This window comes from Candidatus Paracaedibacter symbiosus, assembly GCF_000757605.1.
GTDB lineage: Bacteria > Pseudomonadota > Alphaproteobacteria > Paracaedibacterales > Paracaedibacteraceae > Paracaedibacter_A > Paracaedibacter_A symbiosus.
Genome location: NZ_JQAK01000001.1, coordinates 1,468,831 through 1,483,252 on the forward strand (window position 1 = coordinate 1,468,831; position 14,422 = coordinate 1,483,252).

The following is a 14,422-nucleotide window of genomic DNA, read 5'->3' on the forward strand; positions in this document are numbered from 1 at the left end:
TGGGATGACGAAATTATATATCACTTATCTTTACGATAAAACACATTCTCCACACCTTCATGAAGCAAATTAATCCCTACTGCAGAGTCAATGCCGGTTGAAGGATTGGCTAAGCTAAACATCACATCACCAATATCTGTCCCCGAATAAGTTTTAGAGAACATATTTGGTTGGAAGCTAAAATTATCACCATTCCAATGCTTTAAGGCCACCTTTAATTTTCGATAGTTGAGATAAATCTCACCATTTTCAGCGGTGACAGCAAGGGTGCCATAGAGGTCATTCTCATAGGCTCCCACATAATCTTGTAGATCGCGCATCGCTGCTGGATGCTGTAAACGATAGGTAAGGCGGGCGCTATTGATTTTTGCTAGGGATGCACCTGTCTCATTGAGGAGTTCTGTGCTCCAGTCATGCTGGTCAGGCAACTTTAGATAAAGGTCGAAGAATTTAGATCGTATGGCTTCAGGGAATAAGCTCACCCGCATGCCGCCCATGTTGGAGAGAATGACAATGCCAACTTTTTCTTTGGGAGCAAGCGCAATGAGTGATCTTGTGCCAACCATTCCTCCCATGTGTCCTATAACATCCAGACGATTGTAGTCATGAATAAACCAACCCATGCCATAATCGATATTTTTGACGCGTTCTTTAGGAAAGAGCTTCCCACCCTGAGGTGCACCGACATTAATATGCGAGGTACGCATGCGTTCAATATTGGCGGGAGAAATCAGGGGATTACCGTCTTCGATGCCGCCATTTAGTTGAAAAATCATCCATTTTGCCATGTCAGTGATAGATGCGTTGATGCCGCGGGACGCTTCGAAGCAATAAATAGCCTCATTTCCGCCCAAAATCTCAATTGGTTTGCCATTCAATTGGCAATATTGGTCTACTTTGTTGGCAAAATAGCTTAAAACGTGTTTTTTGATGCGAATCCACCAAGATTCTCCACCCGTTAATCCATCTTTACCGATGGAAGTGTGTTCAAGATGAAGCGGCTGAAAAAGATAATCATCATACACTTCAGAAAGGGGTTTGCCAGTGACTTCTGCCGCAATCCATCCTGCAACTCCTGGGAACACATTTTGATAGTCATAGGTGCTACGGAAAGGATTCTTGAGCGGAATTTTATAAATTACCTTATAAATTTCAGGGGCTGTCCAACCCGTTTCAACTAAACTATCTGCGGCAAAACCAGGAAGACCACTTCGCTGTGAAAGTAAATCTTCAATGGTAAATTCTTCAGATGCTGCATCATCAGCCAGTTTAAAGTCCGGTAAATATTTCCTAACTTTGTCCTCCCAGCGAATTTTTCCTTCATCAACCAAACGGGAGAGAAGAGCAGCTGTAAAGCCTTTGGTGAGGGAAACCACATAAAAAACAGTTTCGGGAGTTACTGGCTTTTTGGACTCTATACTGCGTACCCCATAAGTTTTGAGATGAACAATCTTCCCCTCTTTCACAATTGCAATGGCAGCGCCTGGAACCAACCAATCCTTCATCGATTGGTCAACATAGGTATCGAATTCATCAAAATTAATAATTGATTCTTCGGCAACTGCAGGAATCGCGAAACAAAGTATAAAAATAAATTTTAGGATAAGCTTTTTCAACATGGGATTTTAAAATTCTGTAACCATTTTCTATTCATAAGCTTAGCAGAGTTAATTATTAGTGTGAACTTTTTTTCATTTTAAAATGAGCTGAAGAAGGGTATTTTTCTTTTGTTGTCATTTTTCTTCTTAAATACTCTATTAGAACATGTTTCTTTAAGTGTTTTTGGGTGTATTTTTAACCTTTACAAAAAATTAAAGTTTTTGCCCTATTATCATAGTATGATGGAAAAAAACGTAATTATTATTATAATCCATATCTACCCAGCGATCGAGAGGGTAAGGGGGAAATGATGAGCCTGATCAGAGCCATGTTATTATTGTGCATCACCATTTTGATAAGTGTGGGTGCTGTTATGTTTAGTCATTACAAGAAAGATCGGTTTGAGATTATTCCCTTACACGACGGGGTTTTTATCTTTGATCGTCAAACCACAGCCAGCAACTTTTGTAATAACAGTAAATGTATTGTGATTAGTAGTGAGTTTTTGATACCCAAAAAAGTTTTAGTGGCTGAAATTCCCGGCGTGACGACGAAAACTCAAATGCAAATAGAAAATCCTTCTGCGCAGGGAGGGATGAAGGCAGAGCAACAAGATCTTGTGAGCCCAAGCTTTAATCAATCCAGGATGGCAGGGCAAAACTACTCTAATAGAATGCGCCAAAATCCTGGGATACAGCCGCAAAACACCCAACAAGCGCCCGATAATTTTAATAATTTTGGCAATGATAATGGTCAAAATAGCCAGAATAATAATGATAATGGGCAAGATAATAACATGTCGGATAATGGTGAGGAACAAGATCAAGGGAATAATTTTCAGAACTAAACTCACTATATCTTTAAAAGAGACACTTCCTATTTTTCTTAGGAAGTGTTTTTTATAACTTACATCATCCTATCTCTTTACCTTTTCTTAAAAAATTGGATAAAATTGAAATTACTGTGTCATAATAAAGAACTTTAATATCAAGATATAGATAAGAGGACCTAAAACCAGCATCCATAATTGAGTGTTGGTCAGAAAAGAATTTTTGGTACGATCGCGCAATTGGTTAAACAAATCATACCACGTATAGGCCACAAAGTCTCCCTGCGAGACAATTCCTATCAAGTTCTTTTCATCATCTACAATCGGTAAATGTCGAAAACGCCCTTGACTCATTCGTCGCATTGAATCAGTAACGGTATCGTTCATGTAAGCTGTCTTTGGACTCTTGGTCATGACAGCGGCAAGGTTTAGCTCTTCTACCTTTTTTTTCTTGCCACTCACTTTGATCAAAAGATCACGTTCGGTAAAAATACCAACAACCTTTGTTCCTTCAATCACTACAACGGAGCCAACATTCCTTGCAACCATCGCTTCTATCGCTTCCATCAAGGGCGTTGTTTCTGGCATGGCAAGAACGTAAGTCTTATCTTTAAACTCTGGAATGTCGATGATACGCATAGTTAGTCATACTTCCTCAGCTTCTGCTTATAGGATAGTACGAATTAAATGAAAGGAAGTAGGCGTGATAAATCTATACGAAATCCCTTAGGTTCTGTGCACCTCCTTTCCCCATCATTCATTTGGGCCCTAATTTGCTTGCAAATTTTTCCAAATTTCTCGAAGGAGATAAACGACGACATCGAAATTTGGCATCATTTTCAGCTAAGAATATCTCAAAATCATCTTTGCGTGAATGAGGTGCACAGAACCTAGAATTCTCCCTGTATGAATTACAGTTTGACTATCTTTTGTAAACCTTTTGCGGAAGATGGGAATATTTTATGGATAGAAGGGAACTTCAATCTTATGGAGTAATGAGTCTTTTTTATATTAACTTCGCTCTATTTCAACAATGCGGCAATGGGAGCAAAACTGCGCCGATGATGGAGGGTGACGCCGAAGTGCTTTAGCGCTTCGTGATGCTTAGCCGTACCATACCCTGCATTTTGGCGCCAGCCATACTCGGGAAATTCTTCATCAAGTTGGTGCATAAGACGATCGCGCGTGACTTTGGCAAGAATTGAGGCGGCGGCAATGGAATAGGATTTTTGGTCTCCCTTGACGATGGGGATGACTTGTTGGGGCAGGATCGGTTTCCTAATCCCATCAACGAGAGCGATGGTTGGTGTTGGGTTCAGTTCGGCTACGGCTCGCTGCATTGCAAGGCGTGTAGCCTGCCCAATATTGATGGTATCAATCTCTTCAACGCTGGCAATGCCGATGCCATAACGAAACTCATCCAGGGGCAGTTGCATCAGTTGTTCAAAGATGGCCTCGCGCTTTTTTTCACTTAACTTTTTTGAATCATTTATCAAATTTAATAAAGTTCCTAGGTTGTTTTGATTTAAAAAGATACAAGCCCCCGCGACAACAGGGCCAGCCCAAGGACCACAACCAGCTTCATCGATTCCTACGACAATGCCCGTATATTGTGATTCTAAATCGAAATTAGGAGTCTTCTTCATCAATTGTGACAGGAATAGGTTTTTTTGTTTTTGTTTTAAGACGAGAATACCAACCAGATTCTCCCCCACCAATCGACAGAATGATTAAACGAAATAAACCCGGATGGCCATTCGTTGCCCGCAGTTTGAGACGACGGGCGATAGACAGCCAGACAGGACTGAAAGCTAGAGAGAGAACAGTCAAAGCAATAATCAACTTTTGCCCATAACTGTCAATGATCTTGGTTTCATAGCCAACCGTTGCGAGCAAAAAGGCAAATTCCCCCAGCTGGGCCAGAACAACACCGATCAAAAAAGACTGAGACCAAGGTAACCTTAAGAGATGTAAGATCCCAATATTAAGGGCCGTTTTAACAATTGTAATCACAAAGAGCAGCACCAAGACCATGCCCCAATGGTCAATAATAAAATGTATATCCAATAGCAAGCCAATGGAGAGGAAAAAAACCATCAACAACGTGCTTTGAATTGGTTGCGTTGTCTCCAAAAGGATAAGGCGTTCATGGGTGTTCCCTAGGACAAGTCCGGCTAAAAAGGCGCCGTAAGCAGCCGACAAGCCGATTAAACCGGAAATAGCAGCAGCAGCAAAACAAAAAGTTAGACATGCAAGGGGGGTTAATTCCTTAATGCCAGAAATCATCTGAGTCAGGGGAATGCGAACTCGTTGTTTGCGTGAAAGATAGGCAATGAGAACAATAATTAAACTGATCGATAAAACCAGTTTCATAATCAGACCATGATCAAATACCGATTTGCCGAGGTTGCGCAAAATCAAGATCATCGGGACGATAGCAAGGTCTTGGGCAATCAAAACGCCAATGGCATATTGTCCCGCCTCTGTTCGGTATTCGTTAATGTTTTCCAACATGTTGACGACCACAGCCGTTGAGGACAGCGACATGACAAAGCCGAAAAGCAAAGACATTCCAACGGACCAACCAAACAGGGGGGCTAATAAAAAAGTGATCGTAAGGGCAGTGGCAATCTGAAGCGTTGTACATAATGTTGTGATCACCCACGCCTTTTTAAATGTACGTAAGTTGAGTTCCATCCCAACAACAAAAAGGAGTAACAGAACACCAAGTTCTGCCAAGGTGGAAACAAACTCGCGCGATTCCACAAGTCCAAGGCCCGAAGGGCCAAGAATGATTCCGGCTAAAATATATCCCAATATTGGAGGTTGCTTAAGGCGCACAAGGGCAAGGCCCCCAGCAAGCGCTGCAACCACAACAAGGGCAATTTCTGTTAAGTGTAATTCTGAATGCATGGTTAAACGTTAACATACCACAAAAGCTTGACGCAAACTCTAATTGGCTATTTTTTTAAATAAGAGTGAGTGAATTTTTTTAAGCGTAGAATTTGGACCTAGTATACAATTTAAATAAAATTATATACAATGAGGTTTGAAGAGAGGTTTAAGGGTGGTAAAATATGGTATTTGACGAATTTATGCACTGTCTTCTGGAGCTACAAACATCACTTTTGTCGATGCCGGAAGAATTAACCTTAACAACTGTATTTCAAAACGAACAAGATAGGCTTAGCGCCTTGCTAGAGAATCTTGGAGATTTTACTGAGGATGAGCAAGAAAGAGCAAGAGCCCAAATGAGACTGTTTGCAGATCAGCTCAATCTTAAATTAGAGCAATTACAAGATCGTTTTGAGGGGTTGCGTCAAAATATTGACAATACTCAGTTGCGGCTCAAAGGAATGAAAGCGTACACCAAAGGCCGGATGATTTAAATGGACTTAATGGTGCTGGTCAAAACAATTGCTATTTTAGGACTGGTTGTGGGCTTGGTTTTGCTAATGGCAAAACTAGCACAAAAGCATCTTGCCGGTGGAAAGCTTACTTTTTATGGCCAAGAACGGGAGCTTAAGGTGTTGGAACGAATGGTAATCGATCCCAAGCGGAGTGTGATTCGATTTCAAGATCATCATAATAGCTATCTGGTACTGTTGGGAAATCAAGGTGAATTATTGTTAAGTAAGCAGAAGCTAGGGAGCGCAGATGATAACACTTTATAGGCAATTAATTATCGGCGTTTGGTTGAGTTTTATTCTCATCACTCCAGGTATTGCTGAAAGTTTGACATTAGATTTAGGGAATGCCAATGGGTCATTCAGTGGGCGGATGATTCAGCTGTTTCTTGTCTTTACAGTCTTAAGTGTAGCGCCCTCCCTCATTATTATGGTGACTTCTTTTACCCGCATTGTGGTAGTGTTGTCTTTTTTAAGGAACTCAATGGGCTTGCAGCAATCCCCGCCGAATATGGTATTAATTAGCTTGGCAATGTTTTTGACCGCCTTTGTTATGGGGCCTACCTTTGAAAAAGCTTATGAAGAGGGAATTGTCCCGTTGGTTGCGGAAAAAATTAAGGAAGAGGAAGCGGTTGAAAAATGCGTGCAGCCTTTTAAAGAGTTTATGTTAAGTAACGTGCGCGAGCAGGATTTAAGGCTATTTATGGATTTGGCTAAGATAGACCAAGTGATAGAGCCCAAAGCCACCCTGCTTAAGATTTTAGTGCCAGCCTTTATGATTAGTGAGCTTCGGCGGGCTTTTGAAATTGGTTTTTTGATCTTTATTCCCTTCTTAATTATCGATCTTGTGGTCGCCTCTGTCTTAATGTCCATGGGGATGATGATGCTGCCACCGGTGATGATTTCTTTGCCATTTAAGGTGATTTTTTTTGTATTGATTGATGGGTGGTTTTTGCTGTCAGGGAGTCTGGTCAATAGTTTTTCGCAACCTTAAGCAGTAGGCACCTTTCGTAATATGTGTCTCGTTGCCTCTCGGTATCCTCCAATTTGTTTAGGTATGTTGATTATATTCCAGCGAAATTTTACCTCATTTCGGCTTAAAAGTTTCAGCCGCCTCTTCATGTGCTTGCTCTAAGTTCCAGGGGAGAGAAAATTTAATAAAATTTACCTCCTCTCTCTCATTTATGAGGAGCGAATACTTCCTCGCAATCTCCTTCTTACATTCACTTACAAAGTTGCCACAAGGCTATAGTGGGCCTAGGGTTGGTGTGTTATTTAGGAAAAATATGGATTGCCAAATTTTCTTAGATTGCATTGCTCTTATTTAATTCAAAACAGATAAGAATTATTCCTTTTTTTGTTAAACTATTTTTAATAAATCCTCTTGCGTTGGATGGGTAGAAAGGCCTAAAACTCTAAATAAGATTATTTAATGCACTTACTTATGTACCTGGGGAAAAAATGAAAATCCTGCACAAGATTCTTGGAAGGTTATCCGCTGATATGGCAATTGATCTTGGAACGGCTAATACGTTGGTATACGTCAAGGGACGTGGGATCGTTCTGGATGAACCCTCTGTGGTTGCTATTGCCACTTCTAAAGGAAAACGTCAAGTGCTTGCTGTTGGTGAAGAAGCCAAGCAAATGGTTGGCCGGACGCCTGGTAATATTCAGGCCATTCGTCCCTTACGGGATGGGGTAATTGCTGACTTTGAAGTTGCCGAAGAGATGATCAAGCACTTTATACGTAAAGTCCATAATCGCCGCAGTTTTGCCGCCCCTCAAATTGTGATTTGTGTTCCTTCGGGGTCAACAGCGGTCGAACGTCGTGCGATTCAAGAATCCGCTGAAAGTGCGGGTGGCCGCCGAGTGTTTTTGATTGAAGAACCAATGGCAGCTGCAATTGGTGCTGGGCTTCCTGTGACGGAGCCAACCGGGTCGATGGTTGTTGATATTGGTGGGGGAACAACAGAAGTTGCCGTTTTATCTTTAGGTGGGATCGTGTATGCCTGTTCCGTTCGAGTTGGTGGCGATAAAATGGATGATGCAATTATCCACTATATCCGCCGGACGCACAATTTGCTGATTGGGGAAGGTACTGCTGAAAAAATCAAAAAAGAGATTGCGTCTGCCACGATTAATCCTGATAGCGGGAGTATTACTATGGCTATTAAGGGGCGTAGCTTGACCAATGGGACGCCCCTTGAAGTTGAGATTAATCAACGCCAAATCGCTGAAAGTTTGAATGATGTAATTGCTCAGATCGTTGAAGGGGTGAAGACGGCGCTTGAGAATACAGCGCCTGAATTATCCGCTGACATTGTTGATCGAGGTATTGTAATGACGGGTGGTGGTTCTTTGTTGAAGAATTTGGATAGAGTGTTGGCAAAGGCAACAGGTCTGCCAGTCTTTATTGCAGAAAATCCACTAAGTTGTGTGGTGCGGGGAACCGGCCGAACTTTGGAAGAAATGAGAGCACTTCAAAGCGTTCTTGTTAACATGTATTAATTTGTTGTAAAATTTTATTAATTTATTAAGATTAAATTAATAATGTAGAGGAGGACTGTGATGAGACTTTTATCAGTAGTCGGATTAAAAACAGGGGATGGGCGTCGAGCGACGCTTGTCCATTCCTCCTATTCTACGTCAAGACGGCTAAGCAGGATTGGCCGTAGGGTTAAGATTTCTCTCTTTTTAGCCACTCTTTTTCTGGCGATTTTCTTACAAGTCAAGCAATATTCAGTAGCCGTTCGAGTTCAAGAGTCGATGGTTAATTTTGTGGCCCCTGTCACGGAAATTCTTGCCAAACCCTATGGATGGATGATGAGTATTGGTGATTTTTTCCGTTCACATTCTGATTTAATGATGGAAAATCAATCCTTAAAACTACAGAATGACTTTTTAGTACGCCACAATCACAATCATAGCCAGGTTCACTCTGAAAACCTCAAATTAAAAGACGCTTTAAACGTTAAATCCGTTGTGATGGAAGATATTGTTACAGCGCGAATTACTCATCACGTTTATGATGGTTATTCGGCCACTTATTTTATTGCTGCCACTATTGCGGATGGTGTGAAGAAAAACAACCCAATTTTGACAACTTCTGGTTATTTACTTGGTCGGGTCCTTTCAGTGGGTGAAAAGAATACAAGATTTATGCCGATTACTGATGTGAGTTCTCGTGTGCCAGTGCAGATTGGTTCTTCCGCTGATCATGCCATTTTAGCGGGCACAGGTAAGGGTGAGTTTATTCTGTCTCATATTGAGAATACGGCATCGATTCGTGTGGGTGACGAATTAGTCACCTCTGGTGTCGGTGGTGTTTTTGCCCCAGGTATCCCGGTAGCGGTTGTCAAATCAATTGAAGGAACTAAAGTGACGGCAACATCGCTTGCAACGATTAAGGATCTTGATTTTGTCTTAGTCATTTCTCAATATCAGGAAGATACTGAGTAGTATAACAGGGATCTTCAGTCAGGAAGAAATAAAGCAAGAAATAAAGACAGGCTTTTCCCTGCTTGTAATCAAGAAAATTCTACGTCCTTTAAGTCATTGCGATGAGCGCGCTCTGTGGCATTCTCCTTGTGAGCACCTAGACCCTAACAAACTAAAAATTAATAAGATGCATCAACCAGAATCACTATTAAACAAAATTAATATAAAAGCTCTCATCGTCCTTTGTTTATCTATGGCATTGGTTTTATTTTCTTTTATTCCAGTTTGGGCAAGTCTTGGCTTTTGTCCTAATTTTTTCATTATGACACTTTATTTATGGTTGGTTTATAGGCCTGATCTGATTCAACTGCGTGGCCTTATTCTTGTTGGCTTATTTCAAGATGCTCTTTATGGTTATCCTTTAGGAATCTCAATTTTTGAAATTTTGCTGTTATATGCCCTTATCCAAGCGTTTAGGCGGTATATTTTACAAGAGTCATTTGGATTTATCTTTGCTGGATACGCAGCATATTTATTGATTTATTCCCATATGAAATGGTTTATTTTATCGTATTTTAAGGGTGAATGGCTGTCCTATACGCCATTATTAAAGTTTATGGGATTTAGTCTTTTGATTTATCCTGCTGTTTGTTCTTTAAGTTTGGCTATTCAAAAATATATTGACTATTCATTTAAAGATTAGCTTGATTTATCAAATACTAGTATGTTAGTCAGCGGTGGTTAATATGGACATGGAGTCGATAGATATTAATACCAGCAGGCGTTCTTCTATCGAGCTGATGATATAACATTAGTAGCATAATTTTGATGTTATAGATCCTCAAAAAAAGGACTTTTTTAAACACCGAGCGAGAGATGGTGATTAAGTTTGATTGATAATGATAAGGAAAATTTATTTACCCGACGTGCCTTCATTTTAGGAGGGGCGCAAGCCTTGTTATTGTCAACTATTGTTGGCCGTATGTATTACCTTGAGATTTTGTCTAATCAGCATTATAAAACGCTGTCCGATAAAAATCGGATTCATTCACGTTTAATTGCCCCCTTGCGCGGTCAGATCCTTGATCGTAAAGGTCAGGTGATTGCCACCAATCACAATGTGTACCGTGCCGTGATTGTCCGCGATCAGGCAGACGATTGGCGTGAAACTCTGGCAGTGGTGCAGCCTCTTTTGAAATTATCGGATGAGAATCTTGGCGCTATTGCTAAAGATATCAAAAGCAAACCTAAATTCATTCCGGTCACTCTCAAGGAAAATATTTCTTGGGCAGAGGTGACGAAGCTTGAGCTGCATCTCCCAGATTTACCGGGAGTGATGATTGAAGAAGGCCGGAATCGATTTTATCCTTATCCTTTTGAAACATCTCACTTCATTGGGTATGTGGCAACCCCCTCAGAGGCTGACTTGGATGGGGATCCACTCCTCGAATTGCCAGGTTTTAAAGTTGGCAAGAGTGGCCTCGAGAAAAGCCTTGAGCAAGATTTACGCGGGGTGCCAGGCATCAAGCAAGTGGAAGTTAATGCGGTGCGTAAAGTGGTACGCGAATTGGCGACAGCTGAAGGGACCTCTGGACATAGTGTAGAGCTATCTCTTGATTTAGGCTTGCAGCAAACAGTCTATAACCGAATGCAAGAACATAACAGCGGGTCGGCAATTGTCCTTGATGTTAGAAGTGGCGAAATTTTAAGCTATGTCTCCGTGCCTGGGTTTGATAATAACCTCTTCGTGCATGGGATTCCCAAAAAAGAATGGAAGGAACTCCTGGATCACCCCTATAAAGCTCTGATAAACAAGCCAATTGCCGGACAATATTCTCCTGGGTCCACTTTCAAGATGGTTGTTGCGCTAGCGGCACTAGAATCTGGTGTAGTGGACCAGCACACAGCTGTGCATTGTTGCGGTCATGTAAACCTGGGCAGCCATAAATTCCATTGTTGGCGTAAGGGAGGGCATGGTTCTGTTAACCTGCAAATGGCGATTGCAGGATCTTGTGATACGTTTTTTTACCATGTGGCTGGCCTTATGGGAATCGATCGGATTGCAGCAATGGCCAAACGTTTTGGCTTTGGTGATATCACAGGAGTGGAGATTTCTGGGGAGAAAAAAGGGTTGGTTCCTTCGCGTAGCTGGAAGCAAATGGTTTTGGGGCGAGGGTGGAGTCTGGGAGAGACCTATAATGCGAGTATCGGCCAAGGGTATGTGTTGGCAACGCCGATGCAGTTAGCGGTAATGACAGCGCGTCTGGCGTCTGGTAAATGTGTCATGCCGACGTTTTTAAAGCGAGAAGAGGCCAATTTTCCTTCCCTTGATATTGATCCCAAGTTTTTGAAACTGGTGACGGAAGGAATGGATCAGGTAGTTAATGTCCCAGGCAATACAGCGTATGCGTCGCGCATTCCGTATGTGGGGATGGAAATGGCGGGAAAGACCGCCACAACGCAGGTCCGTCGAATTACAGAAAAAGAACGTGCCTTAGGCCAAACAAACTCAGGTTCGTGGGTTTGGCATCACCGTGATCATGCCTTTTTTGTGGCTTTTGCCCCTGTGCATGACCCTAAATTTGCCACCGTTGTTTTGGTCGAGCATGGGGTGAGTGGCGGCAAGGTTGCTGGGCCCATTGCGCGCGATATTTTAATTGCAACTCAACAATTAATTAAAGATATATAAATATATGATTTTTTCTACTTTTAAACTTCAGATATGTCACGCCAGAGACCTCAGTGCGAGGAATGAAGTAACGTGGCAATCTCCTCGAGAATTGGGAAGGAGATCATCCCACTCGCTGGTGCTCGTTTGCAATGACGAGCCGTGGGTTTGAAGGGGCGAGTGGCATAGGATGCTTTCAATTTCTCAAAAATTAAAAAGACTTAACTATTCGGCGATTTTTCTCATCTGTGTGATTGCCAGCGTTGGATTTGCCATGTTATATTCAGCAGCCGACGGCCACCTTATGCCTTGGGCAGGCAAGCAAATTATACGGTTTAGTGTTGGCATTGTCATTATGTTGGGAGTTGCCCTTGTTGACATTCGTACCTGGATGTTTTTAGCCTATCCTTTTTATGTGGTGTCTCTCATTCTGTTGATTTGTGTGGAGTTAATGGGATTTATTGGGATGGGTGCCCAGCGTTGGATTGACCTTTATCTAATTCAATTGCAGCCCTCTGAATTAATGAAAATAGCCCTTATTTTGGCATTGGCGAGGTATTTTCAGCTTACCTCATTGGCTGAAACAAAGAGATTTTCGCGCCTGCTCTTTCCGCTTCTTCTAATCGCCATTCCAACTTTGCTGGTGATGCGTCAACCCGATTTAGGAACAGCCATGATTCTGATTATGTCAGGGGCGATATTGTTTTTTGTCACTGGTGTTCGCCTCTGGAAATTTATCGCCGCGGGAGGTTTGGTGGCTGCTGCAGTGCCAATTTTGTGGACTATGTTGCATGAGTATCAACGCAAGCGCGTGCTTATTTTCCTTGACCCAGAAAGTGATCCTAGCAACTCAGGGTATCATGTGAGTCAGTCGAAAATTGCCCTTGGCTCTGGCGGTTGGTTTGGTAAAGGTTATATGAATGGCACCCAAAGCCACCTCAACTTTTTGCCAGAAAAACAAACAGACTTTATCTTTACTATGTTTAGTGAGGAATTTGGTTTTGTGGGAGGTGTGGTTCTCGTCTCCTTATATGTTATGCTCCTTGCCTACGGTTTTTTCGTCGCCCTTCGAGCGCGCAACCATTTTGGTCGGCTGGTGGCCATAGGCATCACCTCAACCATGTTTTTATATGCCTTTATTAACATGGCTATGGTGATGGGAATGCTGCCAGTTGTTGGGGTGCCATTGCCTCTTGTCTCTTATGGTGGAACTGCGATGTTAACATTGCTCATGGGGCAAGGGTTGCTGCTCTCTGTTGCTATCTACCATGATGTAAGGATTGGGCGCTAACATGATGAACGGATGGATGATCATTGACAAGCCAGCAGGGTTTACCTCTACCAGGGTGGGGGGAATTCTAAAGCGACTTTGTAAGACAAAATGTATTGGCCATGTTGGAACACTAGATCCCTTTGCGACTGGCGTGTTGCCCATTGCCATTGGCGAGGCGACGAAGACGATCCCTTATGTCGATACAAATATTAAAGAATATGAGTTTGAGCTTATTTTTGGTGCAGCGCGGGACACAGGGGATCTAGAAGGTGAAGTGATTACTACCTCTGACGTGCGGCCCACACGGGCGGCTATTGAGCAGGCTCTGGAGCAGTTTCGGGGCGAGATTACCCAAATTCCTCCGATCTATTCAGCTTTGCGAATCAATGGCGAGCGGGCTTATACTCTAGCGCGGCAAGGCATCGTGCCAGAGATGAAACCCCGCCAAGTGATAATTTACGAATTAGAATTATTGGAGTCAAACTTTCCCGATGCCGCCAGATTGCGCGTTTTATGCAGCACGGGGACGTATGTGCGGACATTGGGCCAAGATTTAGCGCAAACTCTTGGAACTGTTGGGTATTTATCAACGCTCAGACGCACAAAAGTGGGGAAATTTACCTTAACCGATGCTTTTTCGCTGGATAATCTCAAAGAAAAAGAGCATATTGAGCAAGTAAGTTCGTGTGTTTTGCCGATTAGGGCCGTTCTGGACGACATCCCGGCGGTATCTGTATCGCAAAGCGAAGAACAAAAAATCCGTCAAGGGCAGGCAATTCCTGATAGCGGCCTTCTTCCTGAATCTTCCATCTGCTTATTAACAGGGGTTGGAGGGGAAGTAAGTCTGGCTGAAACCAAAGCAGGACAACTGTTCCCCATACGCGTGTTTAATTTTTCAAAATAAGGAAAAAACGATGTCGATTACAGCTGTACGCAAAGCAGAGCTGATCAATGAATATGCCATAAAGCAAGGCGATACAGGGTCTCCTGAAGTCCAAGTTGCGATTTTGACAGAACGAATTCGCAATCTTTCTGATCACATGAATGGTCACAAGAAAGACTTCCACTCCCGCCGCGGTTTGTTGCTTATGGTGGGTCAACGTCGTCGCTTGTTGGATTATGTAAAGAAGAAAAGCCAAGATCGTTACCAAACTTTGATTGGCCGTTTAGGCTTACGCCGATAAGGATTAAAGCCATGTTCAAAAATC

The 14,422-nt window shown here is 42.4% G+C and carries 16 protein-coding genes; 11 read left to right on the forward strand and 5 right to left on the reverse strand.

Features of this window, described 5'->3' with window-relative positions:
* Positions 1-20: 20 nt before the first annotated feature.
* Positions 21-1,619, reverse strand: a complete 1,599-nt coding sequence (locus IG80_RS0106715; protein WP_032113054.1) for a serine hydrolase — start codon at positions 1,617-1,619, stop codon at positions 21-23.
* Between the two features lie 287 nt (positions 1,620-1,906).
* Between IG80_RS0106715 and IG80_RS0106720 the strand changes: the two genes are divergently transcribed.
* Complete coding sequence (locus IG80_RS0106720) at positions 1,907-2,446, forward strand: hypothetical protein (RefSeq protein ID WP_156962078.1); 540 nt, start codon at positions 1,907-1,909, stop codon at positions 2,444-2,446.
* 111 nt (positions 2,447-2,557) lie between these two features.
* Here the strand turns inward: IG80_RS0106720 and IG80_RS0106725 are convergent, their stop codons facing one another.
* The 3 genes from IG80_RS0106725 to IG80_RS0106735 form a co-directional block, all read right to left on the reverse strand.
* Positions 2,558-3,067 (reverse strand): CBS domain-containing protein, encoded by a 510-nt coding sequence (locus IG80_RS0106725; protein ID WP_032113056.1) that lies wholly within the window; start codon positions 3,065-3,067, stop codon positions 2,558-2,560.
* A 383-nt stretch (positions 3,068-3,450) separates the two neighbouring features.
* The gene (locus IG80_RS0106730) at positions 3,451-4,074 is read right to left on the reverse strand and encodes a ribonuclease HII (RefSeq protein WP_032113057.1); all 624 of its coding nucleotides are present in this window, start codon (positions 4,072-4,074) and stop codon (positions 3,451-3,453) included.
* Positions 4,058-5,341, reverse strand: coding sequence for a cation:proton antiporter (locus IG80_RS0106735; protein ID WP_052046176.1), 1,284 nt, complete (start codon positions 5,339-5,341; stop codon positions 4,058-4,060). The genes IG80_RS0106730 and IG80_RS0106735 overlap by 17 nt, the downstream gene beginning before the upstream one ends.
* A gap of 164 nt (positions 5,342-5,505) precedes the next feature.
* Between IG80_RS0106735 and IG80_RS0106740 the strand changes: the two genes are divergently transcribed.
* From IG80_RS0106740 to mreC, 5 genes are all read left to right on the forward strand, one after another.
* On the forward strand, positions 5,506-5,817 hold the full coding sequence (locus tag IG80_RS0106740; protein WP_032113058.1) for a hypothetical protein: 312 nt from the start codon (positions 5,506-5,508) through the stop codon (positions 5,815-5,817).
* On the forward strand, positions 5,818-6,102 hold the full coding sequence (locus IG80_RS0106745) for a hypothetical protein (protein WP_032113059.1): 285 nt from the start codon (positions 5,818-5,820) through the stop codon (positions 6,100-6,102).
* Positions 6,086-6,829, forward strand: a complete 744-nt coding sequence (gene fliP, locus IG80_RS0106750) for a flagellar type III secretion system pore protein FliP (RefSeq protein ID WP_032113060.1) — start codon at positions 6,086-6,088, stop codon at positions 6,827-6,829. The genes IG80_RS0106745 and fliP overlap by 17 nt, the downstream gene beginning before the upstream one ends.
* Before the next feature lie 467 nt (positions 6,830-7,296).
* On the forward strand, positions 7,297-8,343 hold the full coding sequence (locus tag IG80_RS0106755; RefSeq protein ID WP_032113061.1) for a rod shape-determining protein: 1,047 nt from the start codon (positions 7,297-7,299) through the stop codon (positions 8,341-8,343).
* 60 nt (positions 8,344-8,403) lie between these two features.
* A complete protein-coding gene (gene mreC, locus IG80_RS13260; protein WP_052046178.1) occupies positions 8,404-9,294 on the forward strand; it encodes a rod shape-determining protein MreC in 891 nt (296 codons plus the stop codon).
* A 171-nt stretch (positions 9,295-9,465) separates the two neighbouring features.
* On the opposite strand, the gene IG80_RS16540 is transcribed toward mreC, so the two are convergent.
* Positions 9,466-9,594 carry a hypothetical protein gene (locus IG80_RS16540; protein ID WP_269517171.1) on the reverse strand — a complete coding sequence of 43 codons (129 nt, stop codon included), beginning with the start codon at positions 9,592-9,594 and terminating at the stop codon, positions 9,466-9,468.
* A 1-nt stretch (position 9,595) separates the two neighbouring features.
* Between IG80_RS16540 and IG80_RS0106765 the strand changes: the two genes are divergently transcribed.
* The 5 genes from IG80_RS0106765 to rpsO all read left to right on the forward strand — a co-directional run bounded on the left by IG80_RS0106765 (position 9,596) and on the right by rpsO (position 14,398).
* Complete coding sequence (locus IG80_RS0106765; protein ID WP_156962079.1) at positions 9,596-9,976, forward strand: hypothetical protein; 381 nt, start codon at positions 9,596-9,598, stop codon at positions 9,974-9,976.
* 186 nt (positions 9,977-10,162) lie between these two features.
* The gene (gene mrdA / locus IG80_RS0106770; protein WP_052046179.1) at positions 10,163-11,962 is read left to right on the forward strand and encodes a penicillin-binding protein 2; all 1,800 of its coding nucleotides are present in this window, start codon (positions 10,163-10,165) and stop codon (positions 11,960-11,962) included.
* A 169-nt stretch (positions 11,963-12,131) separates the two neighbouring features.
* Positions 12,132-13,232, forward strand: coding sequence for a rod shape-determining protein RodA (gene rodA, locus IG80_RS0106775; protein ID WP_032113063.1), 1,101 nt, complete (start codon positions 12,132-12,134; stop codon positions 13,230-13,232).
* Between the two features lies 1 nt (position 13,233).
* On the forward strand, positions 13,234-14,118 hold the full coding sequence (gene truB, locus IG80_RS0106780; RefSeq protein ID WP_032113064.1) for a tRNA pseudouridine(55) synthase TruB: 885 nt from the start codon (positions 13,234-13,236) through the stop codon (positions 14,116-14,118).
* A gap of 10 nt (positions 14,119-14,128) precedes the next feature.
* On the forward strand, positions 14,129-14,398 hold the full coding sequence (rpsO, locus tag IG80_RS0106785; protein WP_032113065.1) for a 30S ribosomal protein S15: 270 nt from the start codon (positions 14,129-14,131) through the stop codon (positions 14,396-14,398).
* Positions 14,399-14,422: the final 24 nt, after the last annotated feature.

Coding starts and splice junctions, on each gene's coding strand:
- IG80_RS0106720 (WP_156962078.1), top strand. CDS start 1,907: ATGATGAGCCTGATCAGAGCCATGTTATTATTGTGCATCACCATTTTG.
- fliP (WP_032113060.1), top strand. CDS start 6,086: ATGATAACACTTTATAGGCAATTAATTATCGGCGTTTGGTTGAGTTTT.
- IG80_RS0106740 (WP_032113058.1), top strand. CDS start 5,506: ATGGTATTTGACGAATTTATGCACTGTCTTCTGGAGCTACAAACATCA.
- IG80_RS0106745 (WP_032113059.1), top strand. CDS start 5,818: ATGGACTTAATGGTGCTGGTCAAAACAATTGCTATTTTAGGACTGGTT.
- rpsO (WP_032113065.1), top strand. CDS start 14,129: ATGTCGATTACAGCTGTACGCAAAGCAGAGCTGATCAATGAATATGCC.
- IG80_RS0106730 (WP_032113057.1), bottom strand. CDS start 4,074: ATGAAGAAGACTCCTAATTTCGATTTAGAATCACAATATACGGGCATT.
- IG80_RS0106765 (WP_156962079.1), top strand. CDS start 9,596: ATGACACTTTATTTATGGTTGGTTTATAGGCCTGATCTGATTCAACTG.
- IG80_RS0106755 (WP_032113061.1), top strand. CDS start 7,297: ATGAAAATCCTGCACAAGATTCTTGGAAGGTTATCCGCTGATATGGCA.
- truB (WP_032113064.1), top strand. CDS start 13,234: ATGATGAACGGATGGATGATCATTGACAAGCCAGCAGGGTTTACCTCT.
- rodA (WP_032113063.1), top strand. CDS start 12,132: ATGCTTTCAATTTCTCAAAAATTAAAAAGACTTAACTATTCGGCGATT.
- IG80_RS0106735 (WP_052046176.1), bottom strand. CDS start 5,341: ATGCATTCAGAATTACACTTAACAGAAATTGCCCTTGTTGTGGTTGCA.
- IG80_RS0106725 (WP_032113056.1), bottom strand. CDS start 3,067: ATGCGTATCATCGACATTCCAGAGTTTAAAGATAAGACTTACGTTCTT.
- IG80_RS0106715 (WP_032113054.1), bottom strand. CDS start 1,619: ATGTTGAAAAAGCTTATCCTAAAATTTATTTTTATACTTTGTTTCGCG.
- IG80_RS16540 (WP_269517171.1), bottom strand. CDS start 9,594: ATGAAAAAATTAGGACAAAAGCCAAGACTTGCCCAAACTGGAATAAAA.
- mreC (WP_052046178.1), top strand. CDS start 8,404: ATGAGACTTTTATCAGTAGTCGGATTAAAAACAGGGGATGGGCGTCGA.